11 protein-coding genes are annotated in these 19,661 nt (G+C 70.4%); 6 read left to right on the forward strand and 5 right to left on the reverse strand.

Annotation, left to right across the window (positions count from 1 at the left end):
• Positions 1-105 precede the first annotated feature (105 nt).
• The 3 genes from fusA to rpsL are packed head-to-tail and all read right to left on the reverse strand — an operon-like array spanning position 106 to position 3,116.
• Positions 106-2,232, reverse strand: coding sequence for an elongation factor G (gene fusA / locus ACSLIC_RS09655; RefSeq protein WP_436737273.1), 2,127 nt, complete (start codon positions 2,230-2,232; stop codon positions 106-108).
• A gap of 39 nt (positions 2,233-2,271) precedes the next feature.
• Positions 2,272-2,742 (reverse strand): 30S ribosomal protein S7, encoded by a 471-nt coding sequence (gene rpsG, locus ACSLIC_RS09660; RefSeq protein WP_003948651.1) that lies wholly within the window; start codon positions 2,740-2,742, stop codon positions 2,272-2,274.
• 2 nt (positions 2,743-2,744) lie between these two features.
• The gene (gene rpsL, locus ACSLIC_RS09665) at positions 2,745-3,116 is read right to left on the reverse strand and encodes a 30S ribosomal protein S12 (RefSeq protein WP_003948652.1); all 372 of its coding nucleotides are present in this window, start codon (positions 3,114-3,116) and stop codon (positions 2,745-2,747) included.
• 693 nt (positions 3,117-3,809) lie between these two features.
• Here rpsL and ACSLIC_RS09670 point away from each other — a divergent pair.
• The 6 genes from ACSLIC_RS09670 (at position 3,810) to ACSLIC_RS09695 (ending at position 11,579) form a co-directional block, all read left to right on the forward strand.
• On the forward strand, positions 3,810-4,505 hold the full coding sequence (locus tag ACSLIC_RS09670) for a Crp/Fnr family transcriptional regulator (RefSeq protein ID WP_436737274.1): 696 nt from the start codon (positions 3,810-3,812) through the stop codon (positions 4,503-4,505).
• A gap of 298 nt (positions 4,506-4,803) precedes the next feature.
• On the forward strand, positions 4,804-5,805 hold the full coding sequence (locus tag ACSLIC_RS09675) for a hypothetical protein (protein WP_436737275.1): 1,002 nt from the start codon (positions 4,804-4,806) through the stop codon (positions 5,803-5,805).
• Positions 5,802-8,183 carry a hypothetical protein gene (locus tag ACSLIC_RS09680; RefSeq protein WP_436737276.1) on the forward strand — a complete coding sequence of 794 codons (2,382 nt, stop codon included), beginning with the start codon at positions 5,802-5,804 and terminating at the stop codon, positions 8,181-8,183. The genes ACSLIC_RS09675 and ACSLIC_RS09680 overlap by 4 nt, the downstream gene beginning before the upstream one ends.
• A gap of 32 nt (positions 8,184-8,215) precedes the next feature.
• Complete coding sequence (locus ACSLIC_RS09685; protein ID WP_436737277.1) at positions 8,216-9,709, forward strand: hypothetical protein; 1,494 nt, start codon at positions 8,216-8,218, stop codon at positions 9,707-9,709.
• Positions 9,706-10,323, forward strand: coding sequence for a Pycsar system effector family protein (locus ACSLIC_RS09690; protein WP_436737278.1), 618 nt, complete (start codon positions 9,706-9,708; stop codon positions 10,321-10,323). The genes ACSLIC_RS09685 and ACSLIC_RS09690 overlap by 4 nt, the downstream gene beginning before the upstream one ends.
• 38 nt (positions 10,324-10,361) lie before the next feature.
• Positions 10,362-11,579, forward strand: coding sequence for a M48 family metalloprotease (locus tag ACSLIC_RS09695; RefSeq protein ID WP_436737279.1), 1,218 nt, complete (start codon positions 10,362-10,364; stop codon positions 11,577-11,579).
• 70 nt (positions 11,580-11,649) lie between these two features.
• Here the strand turns inward: ACSLIC_RS09695 and ACSLIC_RS09700 are convergent, their stop codons facing one another.
• Complete coding sequence (locus ACSLIC_RS09700) at positions 11,650-15,549, reverse strand: DNA-directed RNA polymerase subunit beta' (protein WP_436737280.1); 3,900 nt, start codon at positions 15,547-15,549, stop codon at positions 11,650-11,652.
• A 127-nt stretch (positions 15,550-15,676) separates the two neighbouring features.
• Positions 15,677-19,159 carry a DNA-directed RNA polymerase subunit beta gene (rpoB, locus tag ACSLIC_RS09705; protein ID WP_436737281.1) on the reverse strand — a complete coding sequence of 1,161 codons (3,483 nt, stop codon included), beginning with the start codon at positions 19,157-19,159 and terminating at the stop codon, positions 15,677-15,679.
• Positions 19,160-19,661 lie beyond the last annotated feature (502 nt).

Below are 19,661 nucleotides of genomic sequence, written 5' to 3' on the forward strand. Positions count from 1 at the left end.
GGTGATCTTTGCTGGGATGCCGGGGCCCGCGGTCACCCCTTCCGGGGTGCGGACGAGGTGTCCGCGGGCTTCCGGTGACAAGCCTAAAGCGTGTGCTCGGAAGAGTTACTCGCCCTTGGCCTTCGCGATGATCTCCTCGGCGACGTTCCGGGGAACCTCGGCGTAGGAGTCGAACTGCATCGAGTAGCTTGCGCGACCCGAGGTCTTGCTGCGGAGGTCGCCGACGTAGCCGAACATCTCCGAGAGCGGCACCAGGCCCTTGACGACCCGGGCACCGGCCCGCTCCTCCATGGCCTGGATCTGGCCACGGCGGGAGTTGATGTCGCCGATGACGTCGCCCATGTAGTCCTCGGGCGTGGTGACCTCTACGGCCATCATCGGCTCGAGCAGCACGGGGCCGGCCTTGCGGGCACCCTCCTTGAACGCCTGCGAACCGGCGATCTTGAAGGCGAGCTCGGAGGAGTCGACCTCGTGGTAGGCGCCGTCGAGCAGGGTCACGCGCACACCGGTCATCTCGTAACCGGCGAGGATGCCGAACTGCATGGCTTCCTGGGCGCCCGCGTCGACCGAGGGGATGTACTCCCGCGGGATGCGGCCACCGGTGACCTTGTTGACGAACTCGTAGCTCGCGTCGCTGTCCGTCAGAGGCTCGATCATGATCTGAACCTTGGCGAACTGACCCGTGCCACCGGTCTGCTTCTTGTGGGTGAAGTCCACGCGCTCGACGGTCTTGCGGATCGTCTCACGGTAAGCGACCTGCGGCTTACCAACGTTCGCCTCGACCCGGAACTCCCGCTTCATGCGGTCGACCAGGACCTCAAGGTGGAGCTCGCCCATACCGCCGATGACGGTCTGGCCGGTCTCCTCGTTGGTGTGCACCTGGAAGGAGGGGTCCTCCTCCGCGAGACGCTGGATGGCGACACCCAGCTTCTCCTGGTCACCCTTGGACTTGGGCTCGATCGCGACCTCGATGACGGGAGCCGGGAAGTCCATGGACTCCAGGATCACCGGGGCCTTCTCGTCGGACAGCGTCTCACCGGTCGTGGTCTGCTTGAGACCCATGACGGCGACGATGTCACCGGCGCCCACCGACTCGATCTCCTCACGCTTGTTGGCGTGCATGCGGTAGATCTTGCCGATGCGCTCCTTCTTGCCCTTCACCGAGTTCAGCACCGCGGTGCCGGACTGGAGACGGCCCGAGTAGACGCGCACGAAGGTGAGCTTGCCGAGGTGCGGGTCGCTCATGATCTTGAACGCCAGCGCCGACAGCGGCTCGTCGTCGGACGGCTTGCGGGTGACGACCTTCTCCGCGTCCTTGACGTCCTGGCCTTCGATGGCCTCGACGTCGAGGGGCGAGGGGAGGTAGCGCACGACCGCGTCGAGCAGGGGCTGGACGCCCTTGTTCTTGAACGCGGTACCGCAGAACACCGGGGTGACCGTGGTGTCGGAGGACTTGCCGGAGGCGATGGTGATGCGGCGGATGGCCGCGTACAGCTGCTCCACGGAGGGCTCCTCGCCCTCCAGGTACAGCTCCATCATCGCCTCGTCGTTCTCGGCGACGGTCTCCAGGAGCGTGCCGCGCCACTCGGCGGCCAGCTCGGTGTGGGTCTCCGGGATGTCGATGGTGTCGTACATCTCACCCTTGGCGGCTTCCGCCGACCAGAGGTACGCCTTCATCGTCACCAGGTCGACGACGCCCTGGAAGTCGGCCTCGGCACCGATGGGCAGCTGCATCACGATCGGGGTGGCGCCGAGGCGCTCCTTGATCATGTCGACGCAGCGCAGGAACTCGGCGCCGGTGCGGTCCAGCTTGTTGACGAAGCAGATGCGCGGGACGCCGTAACGGTCCGCCTGACGCCAGACCGTCTCGGACTGCGGCTCCACACCGGCGACACCGTCGAACACGGTGACGGCACCGTCGAGGACGCGGAGCGAACGCTCCACCTCGACCGTGAAGTCCACGTGGCCCGGCGTGTCGATGATGTTGACGGTGTGGTCGACGTCCTCGAGCGGCCAGTGACAGGTCGTCGCGGCGGACGTGATGGTGATGCCGCGCTCCTGCTCCTGCTCCATCCAGTCCATCGTGGCGGAACCCTCGTGGGTCTCACCGATCTTGTAGCTGACGCCGGTGTAGAACAAGATCCGCTCGGTGGTGGTCGTCTTGCCCGCGTCGATGTGGGCCATGATCCCGATGTTGCGGACCTTGGCCAGGTCAAGTGAAGTAGTAGCCATAAGGCTTCGGTCTTCTCTCGGTCTCGATGGGGGTAGCGACTACCAGCGGTAGTGCGCGAAGGCCTTGTTGGACTCGGCCATCTTGTGCGTGTCCTCGCGCTTCTTCACAGCGGCACCCAGGCCGTTGGAGGCGTCGAGAAGCTCGTTCATGAGGCGCTCGGTCATCGTCTTCTCGCGGCGGGCGCGCGAGTAGCCGACCAGCCAGCGCAGCGCGAGCGTGTTGGCGCGGCCGGGCTTGACCTCGATCGGGACCTGGTAGGTCGCGCCACCGACACGGCGGGACTTGACCTCGAGGGTGGGCTTGATGTTCTCAAGCGCACGCTTCAGGGTGATGATCGGGTCGTTGCCGGTCTTCTCGCGCAGGCCCTCCATGGCGCCGTACACGATGCGCTCGGCGGTGGAGCGCTTGCCGTTCAGCAGCACCTTGTTGATGAGGGAGGTCACCAGAGGAGAACCGTAGACCGGGTCGATGATGACCGGGCGCTTCGGGGCGGGGCCCTTACGAGGCATTCTTACTTCTCCTTCTTGGCGCCGTAGCGGCTGCGGGCCTGCTTGCGGTTCTTGACACCCTGGGTGTCGAGGGAGCCGCGGATGATCTTGTAGCGAACACCCGGCAGGTCCTTCACACGGCCACCACGCACGAGCACGATGGAGTGCTCCTGCAGGTTGTGTCCCTCACCCGGGATGTAGGCCGTAACCTCGATACCCGAGGTCAGACGCACACGCGCGACCTTGCGGAGGGCCGAGTTCGGCTTCTTCGGGGTGGTCGTGAACACACGCGTGCAGACGCCGCGGCGCTGGGGCGAACCCTCGAGTGCGGGCGTCTTGTTCTTTTCGACCTTGTCCTGCCGGCCCTTACGGACCAGCTGCTGGATCGTAGGCACTACTTCTCCGGTTTCTGTGTGCCGAACAGGTAAAGCTAACCTGGAACACCCCCGACCCACGCGGTCGGGCGTGTCGAATACCGCGGAGCCCCGCTAGCAGCTCGGGAGAAGCGCAGATTGCGGTGCTGACGCCTATCGCTCACCGCACGGGCTGGACACGCACGGGAGCCCAGACACACCCCAGGCACAAGGTCTGAGCGTACCTATCGCACGGAGTTCGGTCAAAACAAATGCACGCGCAGCGGACGCGCTGGTCAGACACCCCGTACCCCCGGGGCGGACCGGCACCCTCCGCTGCGTGATCGACTTCTGCTCCCGCAGGGGACGCTACACCGGGCCGCGAGGCGTTGCCAGGGGGTGCCCTCGGGCCGGACGGGGTGACGCGGCCGGCAGGGCCGGCGCAGGGCGGCGGCGGGCGCCTTCGGCCGCCCGTCCGCGACCGCCGCGCACCGGCCTCCCCCTCCCTCCCCATCTGGCTTGAATCGATCGACAGCCCCCGGCGCGCCCCCTTCGAGCCCAGTGTGTTTTCGGCCACAGAGCGAAACTTTCCCGTCGAGTGGCGGGCCTGGAGGATTCATTCCGCTCAAGGGCGAGCTACCTGGGCCGGGAGATCAGTACGTTGGCCCGTCCCGCGCCCCGCGCCTCGCCGGACGGGCCGCGCGGCGGACGCGATACGGAGATGGGGAGGGGCCGATGACGGCCGGGGGAGACGGGCTGGACGACCGGGTACCGTTCCTGGCCCGGCTGGAGGGCGGAGAGCGGCAGGCGCTCCTCGCCCTCGGCTCACCGATGACCTACGCGCCCCGGCAGGCCCTGCTGCGCGAGCACGAGCCGTCGTCGCACGTCCTGCTCCTGCTCACCGGGTGGACCAAGGTGACGGCCGCGGCGCCCAACGGGTACGAGGCGCTGCTCGCCCTGCGCGGGCCCGGCGACATCGTGGGCGAGTTCGCGGCCCTGACCAGCAAGCCCCGGTCGGCGCACGTGACGGCGCTGGAGGAGGTGCGCGCGGTCGCGGTGGAGTCGGCCCGGTTCACGGAGTTCCTGCGCGGCGCGCCGCAGGTGTCGATGACGCTGCTGGCGCTGGCGTCGGACCGGACCCGGGCGGGGGACCGGCGGCGGCTGGAGTTCGCCTCCATGACCGTGCGGGAGCGGCTCGCCTCGCTGCTGCTCGATCTGGCCCGCGGCTTCGGTACCCGGACCGAGGAGGGGATCGAACTGCAAGTACCTCTCAGCAAGCAGGAGTTGGCGGGTTCGGTCGGGGCCTCCCGGGAGATGGTGCAGCGGTTGCTGAAGGAGTTGCGGGACCGGGGCGCCGTCGCCACCGGGCGGCGGGCGCTGGTCGTGCGGCGGCCCGACCTGCTGCGCCGGATCGCCGGGGCCGGGCCCTGACGGGCCCGGGGCGGGGACCGGGCTCGGCGCTCTTTCGGCGGGGGAATCCCCCGGGCCCGGCGGGGTGGCCCACCGCCGACCGGGCCGGGAGTGCCCGGACCGGCCTCCCGGAAGCCGGACGCCGGGCCTGACCCGTCTGTAAACACCGTCACAGTCCGAGGGCGGCATCCGTCCTCACGCGGGTCGGCGCCGGGGCGCCAAGCTGAGATCCCCCGGCCGGAGCAGCCCGCGCCGACCGAGTACCGCCGTTCGCACGCTCCGGCCCGAGGGCCGTTTCGAGAGGGAGGCAGGGCACCAGATGAACGATCCCGTCAACCGGACGATGCTGCTGGTCGACATCGAGAGGTTCAGCGACCGCGACGACGTCGAACAGGCCTTCCTGCGGCGGATGTTGTACGACGTCGTGGACCGGACCATGGAGCGGGCCGGGATCGACGAGACGCTGCGGCTGCGGGCCGACCAGGGCGACAGCGTCATGGAGTTCATCGACCCGAACGTCTCCGTGCCGCAGTTGCTGCGGTCGGTCATCACCGAGCTGCCCGCCCAGCTGAAGGCGGTCAACCGGATGGCCTCCAGCGCCGCCCAGATGCGGCTGCGGGCGGTGGTGGCCAGCGGGTTCATCGCGCTGGACGAACGCGGCATCTGGGTCGGCAGCGACCTCAACCACGCCTGCCGCCTCCTCGACGCCGACCTCCTGCGGGCGGCCCTGCGCGAACGGCCGGGCGACGTCGCGCTCTGCGTCTCGCAGAGCGTCTACGCCGGGATCGTCCGCCACAACCACCCCGGCATCCCCGCCGAGGAGTTCCACGAGACCACCCTGGCCACCAAGAACGGGCCCCTGCCCGCCTGGCTGCTCGGCCCGGTCCCCGCCTCGGGGCAGGCCGCGGCGGTACCGGGCGCGGCGGCGGGGGCCGCGCGAACGCCGGTTCCGGACGCTTCGGGGGAGCGCCCGGGACCGGCCGCAGGGACGCAGGCCGGGCCGTCGGGGGGCGGCCCGGCCTGCGCACCCGCCCCCGTCGCCGCGCCCGCGCCGGCCGCCCAGCCCCCGGCGGGCGTCCACTTCACGGGCGGCGCCCCCGTCTTCGGCGGCAGCTTCGTCATGGGCGACCAGCACGGCGTCTCCGGCGGCCGGGTCGACGGCGACGTGGTGATGGGCGGCGTCGGGGGGCTCCGGCGCCCGGCCCGCACCTCTGGTGGCCCCGCCCCGGAGCAGGACGGCACCGGGGCGGACACGGCCGGCCCAAGTGCCCGGCAGTCCCCGGGCACGAGCGGGGACGCGGGCGAGGGAGCCCCGCGATGAGCGCTCCGGACGCCGCCGCGCCCACGGCGAACCCCGCCCCGGCCGGGGCGCCCGCGCCCGATCCGAACGCCCCGCCCCAGCAAGGCCAGACCCGGGCCGAGGAGCAGGACGAGGCGGCCGAGGAGCAGGACCGCCCGCAGGACGCCTGGTCGTCCCGGCGGGAACTGGCCCACCACGCCCCGCCGGCCCTGCGGATCGGCTCCGGCGCCGGCTTTGGCGGCGCCCTGGTGACCGGGGACCAGCACGGTGTCTCCGGGGGGCAGGTCGCCGGTGACGTGATCATGGGGAGCAAGACCGAGATCTGGCAGCTCGGCCCGCCCGCGCCCCATGCCTCGGGCGAGGTCCCGGCGGCGAGACTGGAGCGGCTGGCCGAGTCGTTCGTGACGGACGAGGAGCCGTTCGAGGCGCTCGCCGACCGGCTGCGGGAGGAACGTGTCCTGGTCGTCCGGGGCGCCGCCTCCACCGGCCGCCGTACCGCCGCACTGATGCTGCTCCGCCGGGCCGGCGCGGCCTCCGTCCGTTCCCTGCTGCGCGACCGCCCGCCCGCGGAGCTGGCCGCGCAGCTCGACGCGGAGCAGCAGCGCGCCGAGCGGGACAGGGCCGAGGACGCGCCGGCCTCGGGCCCGGTCGGCTACGTGCTGTGCGACCTGATGGCCGACCGCATCCGCCCGCTGCGCGAGCCGCACCTGCTGGCCGTCCGCGAACGGCTGGCCGCGCACGACGGCTACCTGGTGGTGACGGTGGGCCCCACCGCCGTCCTGGAGGAGGTCGACCCGGTCGGCTGGCAACCGCCGTCGGTCGCCGACGTTCTCACCGCGCACCTCACCGCGCGCCTGCGCGTCGGCGCCCCGGCGCGCACGCCATGCGAGGAGTACGCCGCGCGGGAGTCGGCCCGGCTGCTCGCCCTCCCCGCCGTCACCGGCTTCCTCGCCCGCGACCACCAGCTCCGCGAGGCCGCCGCCTTCTCCTCGGCGCTGGCCCGGCACGCGGCCGGGCGCCTGCCCGAGGAGGAGCTGGACGCGTTCTCGCTGGGGGCGCTGGAGAGCCAGGTGCGGGAGTGGTTCGAGGAGGACGAGGCGGAACTGCCCCTGCGCGACAAGGCATTCCTCATCTCGCTGGCCGCCTTCGACGGCGGGCCGTACGCGCTGACCGCCGAACTCAGCGACCGGCTCTACGTCGAACTGCTGCGCACCCAGCGCCCGCACACCCCCGCCGACGTGCCGGTCTTCGGCACCCACATCGGCAAGCGGCTCCAGCTGGCCCGCGCCGAGCGGCGCCAGGCCGAGGAGGCGACCGAGTGGGGGCCGGTGCGGCAGTGGGTGGCCGCCTTCCGCGACGACCGGGCCGCCCTGGTCCTGCTGCGCGAGCTGTGGACCGGTCACCCCTCGGCGCGGCCCGCGCTGGTCCGCTGGCTGCGCGCGCTCGCGGAGGACGGGCGGCCCCTGGTGCGGACCCGGGCGGCTGCGACCACGGCCGTCCTCGCCCACGCGGACCTGCCCTCGGCGATGGCGCTGCTCGTCGAGGAGTGGGCGGCCTCCCCGCGCTACCGCCACCGCATGGTCGCCGCGAACGCCCTGGCCCTGGCCCACTTCGTGGGAGCGCCCAACGTCCCCCGCGTCCTGGACGGCTGGAGCCAGGGCGAGGACCGCCCGATGCGCTGGGTGGCGATCCGCACCCACGCCCTGATCGGCCCCGAGCGCCCGGCCCACACCCTGCGTGTGCTGCGCACGGTGATCCGCAAGGAGTACGAGGAGTCCCGGCGCGACGATCCGCCGTCGCCGCTGGACGAGGTGATGGTCGAGGAGCTGGCCGGGGCGGTGGAGCTGCTGCTCCTCTCCGAGGCCCGCGAGACGGTCCTCGGAGAGCTGCTGGCCACCTACGAGGTGGACCGGCCCGCCCGCGACCTCACCCTCACCGGGTTCCTGCGCGCCTGCGGACGGGGCGCGGAACTCCGTACCGACCCGGAGACCGGCCTCGGGCCGGGCCCGGCCGACGAGGAGCACCCGGAAGAGGAGCACCCGCCGGGCCGGCCGCTGGTCCTCGACTGGTATCGCGAGGCCGCCGCCGACCCGGCCACCGCCTGGGCCGCTGACGGCCTGGCCCGGCTGTGGCGCGCGGCCCTCGGGGACTCCCTGTACAGCAGGACCGCTCTGGAGGTGCTGCGGATGTGGGTGCTGGCCGCCGCCCACCGCCAGGACGTCGAGTGGGCGCTGGCCGCCCTGCTCCCGGCACTGGCCGCCAAGGAGCAGGACGCCCTGCGCCTGGCCCACCTGCTGCGCACCATGCCCGGCGAGGACGGCGCGCCCCCGCCGCCGGTCGCCGCCCGCCTGCTGACCGTCGTCCCCACCGCCGGTCGTCCCGTACCCCAGCCCCGCTGAGCTGAGCACCGCACGCCGAGGAGACGCGAACCATGCCCGACCACCGCCACCCGCCGGAGTGGCAGCAGAACGCCGACCGCCACACGGAGCTGCGCGACCCCGTGCTGACGGTGCGGCAGATCTCGCGGTTCGAGTTCAACCGCAAATCCCTCACCCGCATCGACCACGCCCTGGTCTTCACCACCCAGCGCGGCGGCCACGAGGTCTACCTGCCGCCGCGCAGGCCCAGCCGCAGCGAGGTGGCCGCCCGGCGGTACACCTCGGTCTACGAGGTGGACATGGGCATCCACCCGTGGCGCGAGGAACTGGCGCTGCCCAGCGACAACGACGCCTTCGAGTTCGGTGCCGAGGTCGACTTCTCCTGGCAGGTGGTCGACCCGGTGCGGTACGTCGCGGGCGGCCACCGGGACGTACCGGCGCTGCTCGTCGGCGAGTTGCAGCAGGCGGCGCGCCCGGTCACCCGGCGTTTCCCGGTCTCGGCCAGCGCCGAGGCGGAGCGGGAGCTGCTGCGGGCCATGGCCGGGCTCGGCCCGCTCGGGGCGACGGCCGGGCTCCAGGTCACCTGGACGCTGCGGGTCCGCCGCGACGAGGGCGACATCGCCCACCAGCGGCGGCTGCGCGAGATCGACCAGAGGGCGGCCGAGCAGATCCGTGCCGACCAGGGCGCTATGCAAGCCGACCTCGTCCGTCACAAGCGGGAGCTCCAGCAGGACGCGCTCCAGATCAGCCGCTCCCTGGAGTACGGCGAGCAGGCACAGCAGCTCACCCTCCAGCAGCAGCAGTGGCAGCACGAACAGGCGCTGCTCGCCGGCCGCCAGCAGCTCGAACTCCAGCGGGTCAACGCCGAGAAGGTCGCCTTCTACCAGTGGCACCTGGAGCAGGGCGGCATCCACGCCCTCGCCCTACATCTCGCCGAACACCCGGGCGACACCCGGCTGGTGATGGAGAACATGCGCCAGGACCAGCTGGCGCTCATGCAGTCCCAGCTGCACCTGGTCGAGCAGGTCCTCAAGGGCGACCACGCCGAAGCGTACGAACTGGACGAGCCGAAGAAGCTCGCCCTGCGCACCATGACGGAGATCTTCAACCAGCGCCTCCCCGGCGTGCCCCATCAGCCCCCCGTCATCGGTCCGCCGCCCCCGCAGCCCTCGCCCCACCCGGGCCGGACCGTCCCCGGCCAGACGGTCCCGGACGCCCCGCAGCTCCCCCAGCAGCAGGCCCCGGCCGAGGCCACCCCGCCGGAGGCGACCGGGCCCACCCCGCCACCCGGCAACCCGTACGCATCCCCGCCACAGGCCGGCCCGTACGCCCAGCCCCACCCGTACGCGCCCCCGCCCCAGCCCTGGCAGGCCCCGCCCGGTTACGGCACGGTCCCCACCGCCCCCGGCACGGCCCAGCCCCCACCCGCTCCCCCGGTGGCTGAGCCCCGGCCCGGCCCGCAGCCCACCGAGGCCCAGCCGGAGGCTCAGCCCCGACCCGGCACCCCGCCCGAGGACGCCACCCCCACCCGGGACGGCACCCCATGACCGACCTGGACCTCGCCGCCCCGGACCCCGCCCCGCCACCGGACCAGGACTCCGACCACACCCGGCCCCACCCCGCCCGCCTCCCGCTCCCCTCCGCACAGACCCCGTCCCCACCCCCGCCCGGCGCCACCGTCGCCGCCCGCCTCCTCGCCGACCTGCACACCGAGATCGGGCGGGCCGACAGCAAGGCGGCCGTGCTGGTGGCGGCGCTCGGCATGACGGCGGGCCTCTTCACCGGCCTGCTGGCGGGCAAGGACTGGGCCCCGGGCTCGCTGGGCGCTACCGGCCTCGTCCTGTGGTGGGCGGGGACCGCCGCCCTCGCCCTCTCCCTGCTCGCCCTGCTCCTCGCGGTCCTTCCCCGCTACCGCACCGACGCCTGGGCCCCGGGCGAGCCGCTCTCCTACTTCGCCGACATCCGCCAGGCGGCCGCGGCCGGCGAGGCCGAGCTGACCCGGGCCCTCGCCGCCACCGAACGCGATCCGCTGCACGGGCTGGCCCGTGCCCTCACCGGAACCAGCCGCATCGCCGCAGCCAAGCACCGCTGGATCAGGACCGGCCTGATCGCCTTCAGCGCCGGCAGCGTCCTGCTCCCTGCGGCCGTCCTCACCGGCTGACCCGCAGCTCACGCCACCACCGCACCGCGAGGTATCCGATGCCCACCACTCCCCACCTTCCGGACAGCACCGGCCAGCGCCCCGAAGCCCAGCCCCCGCAGTACCCCCAGCAGCCCCCTGCCCACCCCACCGGTCCCGCCCAGCCACCCGCACCCCCGGCGTACCCGGCCCAGTCCGCACCCCCGGCGTACCCGGACCCCGGCCCACTGACCCCGCCCCCGGCGTACCCCCAGCCCCCGGCCCAGCCGGCGGTCCCGCCGCAGCCCGCCACCCCGGCCCCGCTCCACGTCCACCACATCAGCACCGACCAGCGGCGCGTCTACCTCAAGGCGCACCAGCGGCACGCGGACGCCACCGCGCTCGGGTCGCTCCTGATCTACCTTCCGCACTTCCTCTCCAGCCTGGTCGTGGTGAGCCTGGTCTCGCTGCTCGCCCTGGGCGGGCTGGCCTTCGTCGGCATCCTGGCCTGGCTCCTGAGCGGGCTGCTGGTCTTCCACCGCCCGACCGAGGGAACCCTCGCCCGCCGCATGCTGGGGCTGCGCCACCCGACCCAGGAGGAGTTCTCCCGGCTGGCGCCGGTCTGGCAGGAGGTGACCGCGCGGGCCGGGGTCGACGCGCAGAACTACGAGCTGTGGATCGAGGAGAACGACACCGACCTCAACGCGGTCGCCGCCGCCGGCCACATCGTCGGCGTCACCGCCTTCGCCCTCAACCGCCTGCCCAACGGCGAACTCGCCGCTGTCCTCGCCCACGAACTCGGCCACCACGTCGGCGGCCACGCCTGGGCCTCCCTGCTCGGCTACTGGTACGCCCTGCCCGCCCGGCTCGCCTACCGCGTGATCCGGTTCCTCGCCGTCGTCACCCTGCGTGTAGCCGCGGTCTTCTCGTCTCTCGGCCTCCTGGTGATCGCGCTCTTCCTCGGCATCTTCGCCTTCGCCACGATCACCACCCTCTACGGCCTCCCCCTGCTCATCCTCGCCGCCCCATACGCACTGGCCGCCGTCGGCCGCCGCGCGGAACTCCGCGCCGACCAGCACGCCGCCGCCCTCGGCTTCGCCCCGATGCTCGCCTCCGTACTCCACCAGATGCACGAGGCCGACCAGGCGGCCCGGCACCAGGCCGCCCTCGCCGCCCGCGCGGCCGGCACCCGCCTCCCCAAGGAGTCCGCGGTCGCCAAGCTGCTCGCCACCCACCCCGACCACCACACCCGCCTGCACCACCTCCAGCCCTGGCTCCAGCCCCAGCCCCCGCGCTGACCCGGACACGCCGAAGGGCGGCCACCCCCGAGGGGGTGACCGCCCTTCACAGCCTTAGCGGCCTAGCAGCTCACTGGTTGTACGGACCGTAGTCGTAGTCCTCCAGCGGAACGGCCTGGCCGGAGCCGGTGCCGAACGGCGAGTAGTCGATGTCGTCGTAGCCGACGGCCGAGTACATCGCGGCCTTGGCCTCCTCGGTCGGCTCGACCCGGATGTTGCGGTAGCGGGACAGGCCCGTACCGGCCGGGATGAGCTTACCGATGATGACGTTCTCCTTGAGGCCGATCAGGGAGTCCGACTTGGCGTTGATCGCCGCGTCGGTCAGGACCCTGGTCGTCTCCTGGAAGGACGCCGCCGACAGCCACGACTCGGTGGCGAGCGAGGCCTTGGTGATACCCATCAGCTGCGGACGGCCGGAGGCGGGGTGACCGCCCTCGGTGACCACACGACGGTTCTCGGTCTCGAACTTCGACCGCTCGACCAGCTCGCCGGGCAGCAGCTCGGCGTCGCCGGACTCGATGATCGTCACGCGGCGGAGCATCTGCCGGATGATGATCTCGATGTGCTTGTCGTGGATCGACACACCCTGCGAGTTGTAGACCTTCTGGACCTCGCCCACGAGGTGCACCTGCACCGCGCGCTGGCCGAGGATGCGCAGCACGTCGTGCGGGTTGGTGGCACCCACGGTGAGCTTCTGGCCCACCTCGACGTGGTCGCCCTCGCCCACCAGCAGACGGGCGCGCTTCGAGATCGGGAAGGCCGTCTCGTCGCTGCCGTCGTCCGGGGTGACGACGAGCTTCTTGGTCTTCTCGGTCTCCTCGATCCGCACGCGTCCGGCGGACTCGGAGATCGGGGCGACACCCTTCGGCGTACGGGCTTCGAAGAGCTCGACGACTCGGGGCAGACCCTGGGTGATGTCGTCACCGGCCACACCACCGGTGTGGAAGGTACGCATCGTCAGCTGGGTACCGGGCTCACCGATGGACTGGGCGGCGATGATGCCGACCGCCTCACCGATGTCGACCAGCTTGCCGGTGGCGAGCGAACGGCCGTAGCAGTAGGCACAGGTGCCGACGGCCGACTCGCAGGTCAGCACCGAGCGGGTCTTGACCGCCTCGACGCCGTGCAGGACCAGCTGGTCGATGAGGACGTCACCGAGGTCGACGTTGGCCGGCGCGATGACCTTGCCGTCGACGACGACGTCCTCGGCCAGCATGCGGGCGTAGACGCTGGTCTCGACGTCCTCGGTCTTGCGCAGGACACCGTCCATACCGCGGTCGGCGATCTTGAGCTTGAGACCGCGCTCGGTACCGCAGTCCTCCTCGCGGATGATGACGTCCTGCGAGACGTCCACCAGACGACGGGTGAGGTAACCCGAGTCGGCGGTACGCAGGGCGGTGTCCGCGAGGCCCTTACGGGCACCGTGGGTGGCGATGAAGTACTCGAGGACCGAGAGGCCCTCGCGGAACGACGCCTTGATGGGACGGGGGATCGTCTCGTTCTTGGCGTTCGACACGAGACCACGCATACCGGCGATCTGACGCAGCTGCATCATGTTTCCGCGCGCGCCCGAGTTCACCATCATGGCGATCGGGTTGGTCTTCGGGAAGTTGTCGTTCATCGCCTCGGCGACCTCGTTGGTCGCCTTGGTCCAGATCGCGATGAGCTCCTGGGTCCGCTCGTCCTTCGTGATCAGACCGCGCTCGTACTGCTTCTGGACCTTGACGTCCTGCGCCTCGTACGAGGTGACGATGGAGCGCTTGACCTCGGGGACGACGACGTCCGAGATGGCCACGGTGACGCCGGACCGGGTGGCCCAGTGGAAGCCGGAGGCCTTCAGGTTGTCGAGCGTCGCCGCGACGACGACCTTCGGGTACCGCTCGGCCAGGTCGTTGACGATCTGGGAGAGCTGCTTCTTGCCGACCTCGTAGTCGACGAAGGGGTAGTCCTCGGGCAGCAGCTCGTTGAAGAGCGCGCGGCCCAGGGTGGTGTTCAGCCGGAAGCTGTCGCCCAGCTGGTACTCCGGCTCCCCTTCCTCGGCGACCGGCGGGGTCCAGCCACGCGGCGGGATGGTGCCCACCGGGAAGCGGATGTCGACGCGCGACTGGAGCGAGAGCTCGCCCGCGTCGAACGCCATGATCGCCTCGGCGGTCGAACCGAACGCACGGCCCTCGCCCTTCACACCGCGGCCTTCGCCGTCGGTGGTCAGGAAGAAGAGGCCCAGCACCATGTCCTGGGTCGGCATGGTGACCGGACGGCCGTCGGCCGGCTTGAGGATGTTGTTCGAGGACAGCATCAGGATGCGGGCCTCGGCCTGCGCCTCCGCGGAGAGCGGCAGGTGGACGGCCATCTGGTCACCGTCGAAGTCCGCGTTGAACGCGGTGCAGACGAGCGGGTGGATCTGGATGGCCTTGCCCTCGACCAGCTGCGGCTCGAAGGCCTGGATGCCGAGGCGGTGCAGGGTGGGCGCGCGGTTCAGCAGCACCGGGTGCTCGGCGATGACCTCTTCGAGGACGTCGTACACCACGGTGCGGCCACGCTCGACCATGCGCTTGGCCGACTTGATGTTCTGCGCGTGGTTCAGGTCGACCAGGCGCTTCATCACGAACGGCTTGAACAGCTCCAGCGCCATCGCCTTCGGCAGACCGCACTGGTGCAGCTTGAGCTGCGGACCGACGACGATCACGGAACGCGCGGAGTAGTCCACACGCTTGCCGAGGAGGTTCTGGCGGAAGCGGCCCTGCTTGCCCTTGAGCATGTCGGAGAGCGACTTCAGCGGACGGTTGCCCGGGCCCGTGACGGGCCGGCCGCGGCGGCCGTTGTCGAAGAGCGCGTCGACGGCCTCCTGGAGCATGCGCTTCTCGTTGTTCACGATGATCTCGGGCGCGCCGAGGTCGAGAAGCCGCTTCAGGCGGTTGTTGCGGTTGATGACGCGGCGGTACAGGTCGTTCAGGTCGGAGGTCGCGAAGCGGCCACCGTCCAGCTGCACCATCGGACGCAGGTCCGGCGGGATGACCGGGACGCAGTCCAGGACCATGCCCTTGGGGCTGTTGCTGGTCTGGAGGAAGGCGGAGACGACCTTGAGGCGCTTGAGCGCACGGGTCTTCTTCTGGCCCTTGCCGGTCCGGATGATCTCGCGGAGGCGCTCGGCCTCCTCGTCCAGGTCGAAGGTCTCCAGCCGCTTCTGCAGCGCGGCGGCGCCCATCGAGCCGTCGAAGTACGTGCCGAAGCGGTCACGCAGCTCGCGGTAGAGGAGCTCGTCGCCCTCCAGGTCCTGGACCTTGAGGTTCTTGAAGCGGTTCCAGACCTCGTCGAGACGGTCGATCTCGCGCTGCGCGCGGTCGCGCAGCTGCTTCATCTCCCGCTCGGCGCCTTCGCGCACCTTGCGGCGCACGTCGGCCTTGGCACCCTCGGCCTCCAGCTCGGCCAGGTCGGTCTCGAGCTTCTTGGCGCGGGCCTCGAGGTCGGCGTCACGCCGGTTCTCGATCTGCTGGCGCTCGACGGAGACGTGCGCCTCCAGCGACGGCAGGTCGCGGGTGCGGCGCTCCTCGTCCACGAACGTGATCATGTACGCGGCGAAGTAGATGACCTTCTCCAGGTCCTTCGGCGCGAGGTCCAGCAGGTAGCCAAGGCGCGAGGGGACGCCCTTGAAGTACCAGATGTGGGTCACGGGAGCGGCGAGCTCGATGTGGCCCATCCGCTCGCGGCGCACCTTGGCGCGGGTCACCTCGACGCCGCAGCGCTCACAGATGATGCCCTTGAAGCGGACGCGCTTGTACTTGCCGCAGTAGCACTCCCAGTCCCGGGTCGGACCGAAGATCTTCTCGCAGAAGAGCCCGTCCTTTTCCGGCTTGAGGGTGCGGTAGTTGATGGTCTCCGGCTTCTTGACCTCGCCGTGGGACCACTGTCGGATGTCGTCCGCGGTCGCCAGGCCGATCCGCAGCTCGTCGAAGAAGTTGACGTCGAGCACTTTGTCGTCAATCCCTCTTTCAGGGTTCGTGCCCCTCCACCCGGAGGCGGAACGGGGGCTCACATCATGGTCTGTACGGGTCCGGGGCGGCCGGGCCTCACGGAGGAGCGAGGCCCGGCCAGGCCCGTCAGACCTCTTCGACGCTGCTCGGCTCGCGCCGGGACAGGTCGATACCGAGCTCCTCCGCCGCGCGGAAGACGTCCTCGTCGGTGTCGCGCATCTCGATGGACATGCCGTCCGAGGACAGCACCTCCACGTTGAGGCAGAGCGACTGCATTTCCTTGATGAGGACCTTGAAGGACTCGGGGATACCGGGCTCGGGGATGTTCTCGCCCTTGACGATGGCCTCGTAGACCTTCACACGGCCGGTCACGTCGTCGGACTTGATCGTCAGCAGCTCCTGGAGGGCGTACGCGGCGCCGTAAGCCTCCAGCGCCCACACCTCCATCTCACCGAAGCGCTGACCACCGAACTGGGCCTTACCACCCAGCGGCTGCTGGGTGATCATCGAGTACGGACCGGTCGAGCGCGCGTGCAGCTTGTCGTCGACCAGGTGGTGCAGCTTGAGGATGTACATGTACCCGACCGAGACCGGGTCCGGGAACGGCTCGCCGGAGCGGCCGTCGAAGAGCCGCGCCTTGCCCGAGGTCTGCACCATCCGCTCACCGTCGCGGTTGGGGATGGTGTGGTCGATCAGACCGGCCAGCTCGTCCTCGCGGGTGCCGTCGAACACCGGGGTGGCGACGTTGGTACCCGGCTCGACCCGGTCGATGCCGATCGACTGGAGCCGCTGGGCCCACTCGGTGTCGACACCGGAGATGTCCCAGCCCTGGCTGGCGAGCCAGCCGAGGTGGATCTCCATGACCTGTCCCGGGTTCATTCGGGACGGCACGCCGAGCGGGTTGAGGATGATGTCGACCGGGGTGCCGTCCTCCAGGAACGGCATGTCCTCGATCGGCAGGATCTTCGAGATGACGCCCTTGTTGCCGTGACGGCCGGCGAGCTTGTCACCGTCGGTGATCTTGCGCTTCTGGGCCACGTAGACGCGGACCAGCTGGTTGACGCCCGGGGGAAGCTCGTCGCCCTCCTCGCGGTCGAAGACGCGCACGCCGATGACCTTGCCGGTCTCACCGTGCGGCACCTTCAGCGAGGTGTCGCGGACCTCGCGCGCCTTCTCACCGAAGATCGCGCGGAGCAGGCGCTCCTCCGGGGTCAGCTCGGTCTCGCCCTTGGGCGTGACCTTGCCGACCAGGATGTCGCCGGCGTCGACCTCGGCACCGATGCGGATGATGCCGCGCTCGTCGAGGTCGGCGAGGACCTCCTCGGAGACGTTCGGGATGTCCCGGGTGATCTCCTCGGGGCCGAGCTTGGTGTCACGGGCGTCGACCTCGTGCTCCTCGATGTGGATCGAGGAGAGGACGTCGTCCTGGACGAGGCGCTGCGACAGGATGATCGCGTCCTCGTAGTTGTGGCCCTCCCAGGACATGAACGCCACGAGGAGGTTCTTGCCGAGCGCCATCTCGCCCTGCTCGGTCGCGGGACCGTCGGCGAGCACCTGGCCCTCGACGATCCGGTCGCCCTCGTCGACGACGACCTTCTGGTTGACCGAGGTGCCCTGGTTGGAGCGGGAGAACTTGGCGAGGCGGTACGTGGTGTACGTGCCGTCGTCGTTGGTGGTGGTGATGTAGTCCGCGGAGACCTCCTGGACCACACCGCCCTTCTCCGCCTTCAGCACGTCGCCGGCGTCGGTGGCGCAGCGGTACTCCATGCCGGTGCCGACGAGCGGGGCCTCGCTCTTGATGAGCGGGACGGCCTGACGCATCATGTTCGCGCCCATGAGGGCACGGTTGGCGTCGTCGTGCTCCAGGAAGGGGATCATGGCGGTCGCGACCGACACCATCTGGCGCGGCGAGACGTCCATGTAGTCGACGTCGTCGCCGGGGACGAAGTCCACCTCGCCGCCGCGGCGGCGGACCAGGACGCGGTCCTCGGCGAAGTGGAGGTCCTCGGTCAGGTGGGCGTTGGCCTGAGCGATGACGAAGCGGTCCTCCTCGTCGGCGGTCAGGTAGTCGACCTCGTCGGTGACGATGCCGTCGGTGACCCGGCGGTAGGGCGTCTCGACGAAGCCGAAGGCGTTGACCCGGCCGTAGGAGGCGAGCGAGCCGATCAGACCGATGTTCGGACCTTCGGGGGTCTCGATCGGGCACATGCGGCCGTAGTGCGAGGGGTGCACGTCACGGACCTCGAAGCCGGCCCGCTCACGCGAGAGGCCACCCGGGCCGAGCGCCGAGAGGCGGCGCTTGTGGGTGAGACCCGAGAGCGGGTTGTTCTGGTCCATGAACTGCGACAGCTGGCTGGTGCCGAAGAACTCCTTGATGGAGGCGACGACCGGCCGGATGTTGATCAGGGTCTGCGGCGTGATCGCCTCGACGTCCTGGGTGGTCATGCGCTCACGCACGACGCGCTCCATACGGGCGAGACCCGTACGGACCTGGTTCTGGATGAGCTCGCCGACGTTGCGCAGACGGCGGTTGCCGAAGTGGTCGATGTCGTCGGTCTCGACGACGATCTGCGTGCCGTTCTCGCCGGTCGTCTCGGTCTCGCCGGCGTGCAGCTTGACCAGGTACCTGATGGTGGCGATGACGTCGTCGGTGGTGAGCACGCCGGCGTCCAGGGGCGCGTCGCCGCCGAGCTTCTTGTTCACCTTGTAGCGGCCGACCTTGGCGAGGTCGTAGCGCTTGGGGTTGAAGTAGAGGTTCTCCAGCAGCGTCTGGGCGGCCTCACGGGTGGGCGGCTCGCCCGGGCGCAGCTTGCGGTAGATGTCGAGCAGCGCGTCGTCCTGGCCCTGGGTGTGGTCCTTCTCCAGGGTGGCGCGCATCGACTCGTACTCGCCGAACTCCTCCAGGATCTGCTCGGTCGTCCAGCCGAGAGCCTTGAGGAGGACGGTGACGGACTGCTTGCGCTTGCGGTCGATGCGGACGCCGACCATGTCGCGCTTGTCGATCTCCATCTCCAGCCAGGCACCCCGGGAAGGGATGATCTTGGCGGAGAAGATGTCCTTGTCGGACGTCTTGTCGATGGAGGAGTCGAAGTAGACGCCCGGCGAGCGGACCAGCTGCGACACGACGACACGCTCGGTGCCGTTGATGACGAAGGTGCCCTTGTTGGTCATGAGCGGGAAGTCGCCCATGAAGACCGTCTGGGACTTGATCTCGCCGGTCTCGTTGTTGGTGAACTCGGCGGTGACGAAGAGCGGCGCGGCGAAGGTGAAGTCGCGCTCCTTGCACTCGTCGATGGAGTTCTTCGGGGGCTCGAAGCGGTGGTCGCGGAAGGTCAGCGACATCGACCCGGAGAAGTCCTCGATCGGGGAGATCTCCTCGAAGATCTCCTCCAGACCGGACTTGGTGGGGACGTCCTGTCCACTGTCCAGAGCCGCCTCGACCCGGGCCTTCCAAGCGTCGTTGCCGAGCAGCCAGTCGAAGCTCTCGGTCTGGAGGGCAAGGAGGTTCGGAACCTCGAGGGGCTCCTTGATCTTTGCAAAGGAAATGCGCAGCGGGGCGGTGCTGGCGCCATTGTTCGAATTCGCGGAGGCAGTGCGCGAGGCGGCCAAGAGGGGGTCCTTCCGAGGGCTCGGACTCACTACGCGCGTACCGGTCCCGAGCCGACACAGCGGAAGAAATCCCAGGTCAGGGCAGTTTCACTCCACGGTGCTCAAGCACGGGCATGCCCCTGGTGACGGGCAGGAGGCAGCTAACAGGCAGCGCAAAGGGTCAGTGTAGCCACTTGGCCCACTGATGTCCAATGCGGGTGACCTGGATGGTCAAAGACCCTCGCTGTTCTCAACTCCACGATGCCCTCACGCCCTGTTGGGCGCATATCAACACTGCCCTGTTCGCCACCGATCCATGCCTCGGTACCCGGATCGGTGTGACGACGCGTCCTGAGAATTGCGCGCGGCGTGCTGTTCGTCAAGGCCCCGTCCCTCGGACCGGGGGCAGAACCGCCTCGTCCGCCGCCTGTCGGCCTCGGCCCGGGGCCCCTTCACGCGGGCGCCCGCCGGTCACCGGACGGCACAACGATGATCACCATACCCGCAGGTGAGCAGGGCGCAA

Origin of the sequence: Streptomyces sp. BBFR102 (genome assembly GCF_051397025.1) — a bacterium.
Taxonomy (GTDB): Bacteria; Actinomycetota; Actinomycetes; order Streptomycetales; family Streptomycetaceae; genus Streptomyces.

What these genes read in the sequence shown, in the direction of transcription:
- fusA (WP_436737273.1), bottom strand. Translation starts at nt 2,232, where the DNA reads ATGGCTACTACTTCACTTGACCTGGCCAAGGTCCGCAACATCGGGATC.
- rpsG (WP_003948651.1), bottom strand. Translation starts at nt 2,742, where the DNA reads ATGCCTCGTAAGGGCCCCGCCCCGAAGCGCCCGGTCATCATCGACCCG.
- ACSLIC_RS09670 (WP_436737274.1), top strand. Translation starts at nt 3,810, where the DNA reads ATGACGGCCGGGGGAGACGGGCTGGACGACCGGGTACCGTTCCTGGCC.
- ACSLIC_RS09675 (WP_436737275.1), top strand. Translation starts at nt 4,804, where the DNA reads ATGAACGATCCCGTCAACCGGACGATGCTGCTGGTCGACATCGAGAGG.
- ACSLIC_RS09680 (WP_436737276.1), top strand. Translation starts at nt 5,802, where the DNA reads ATGAGCGCTCCGGACGCCGCCGCGCCCACGGCGAACCCCGCCCCGGCC.
- ACSLIC_RS09685 (WP_436737277.1), top strand. Translation starts at nt 8,216, where the DNA reads ATGCCCGACCACCGCCACCCGCCGGAGTGGCAGCAGAACGCCGACCGC.
- ACSLIC_RS09690 (WP_436737278.1), top strand. Translation starts at nt 9,706, where the DNA reads ATGACCGACCTGGACCTCGCCGCCCCGGACCCCGCCCCGCCACCGGAC.
- ACSLIC_RS09695 (WP_436737279.1), top strand. Translation starts at nt 10,362, where the DNA reads ATGCCCACCACTCCCCACCTTCCGGACAGCACCGGCCAGCGCCCCGAA.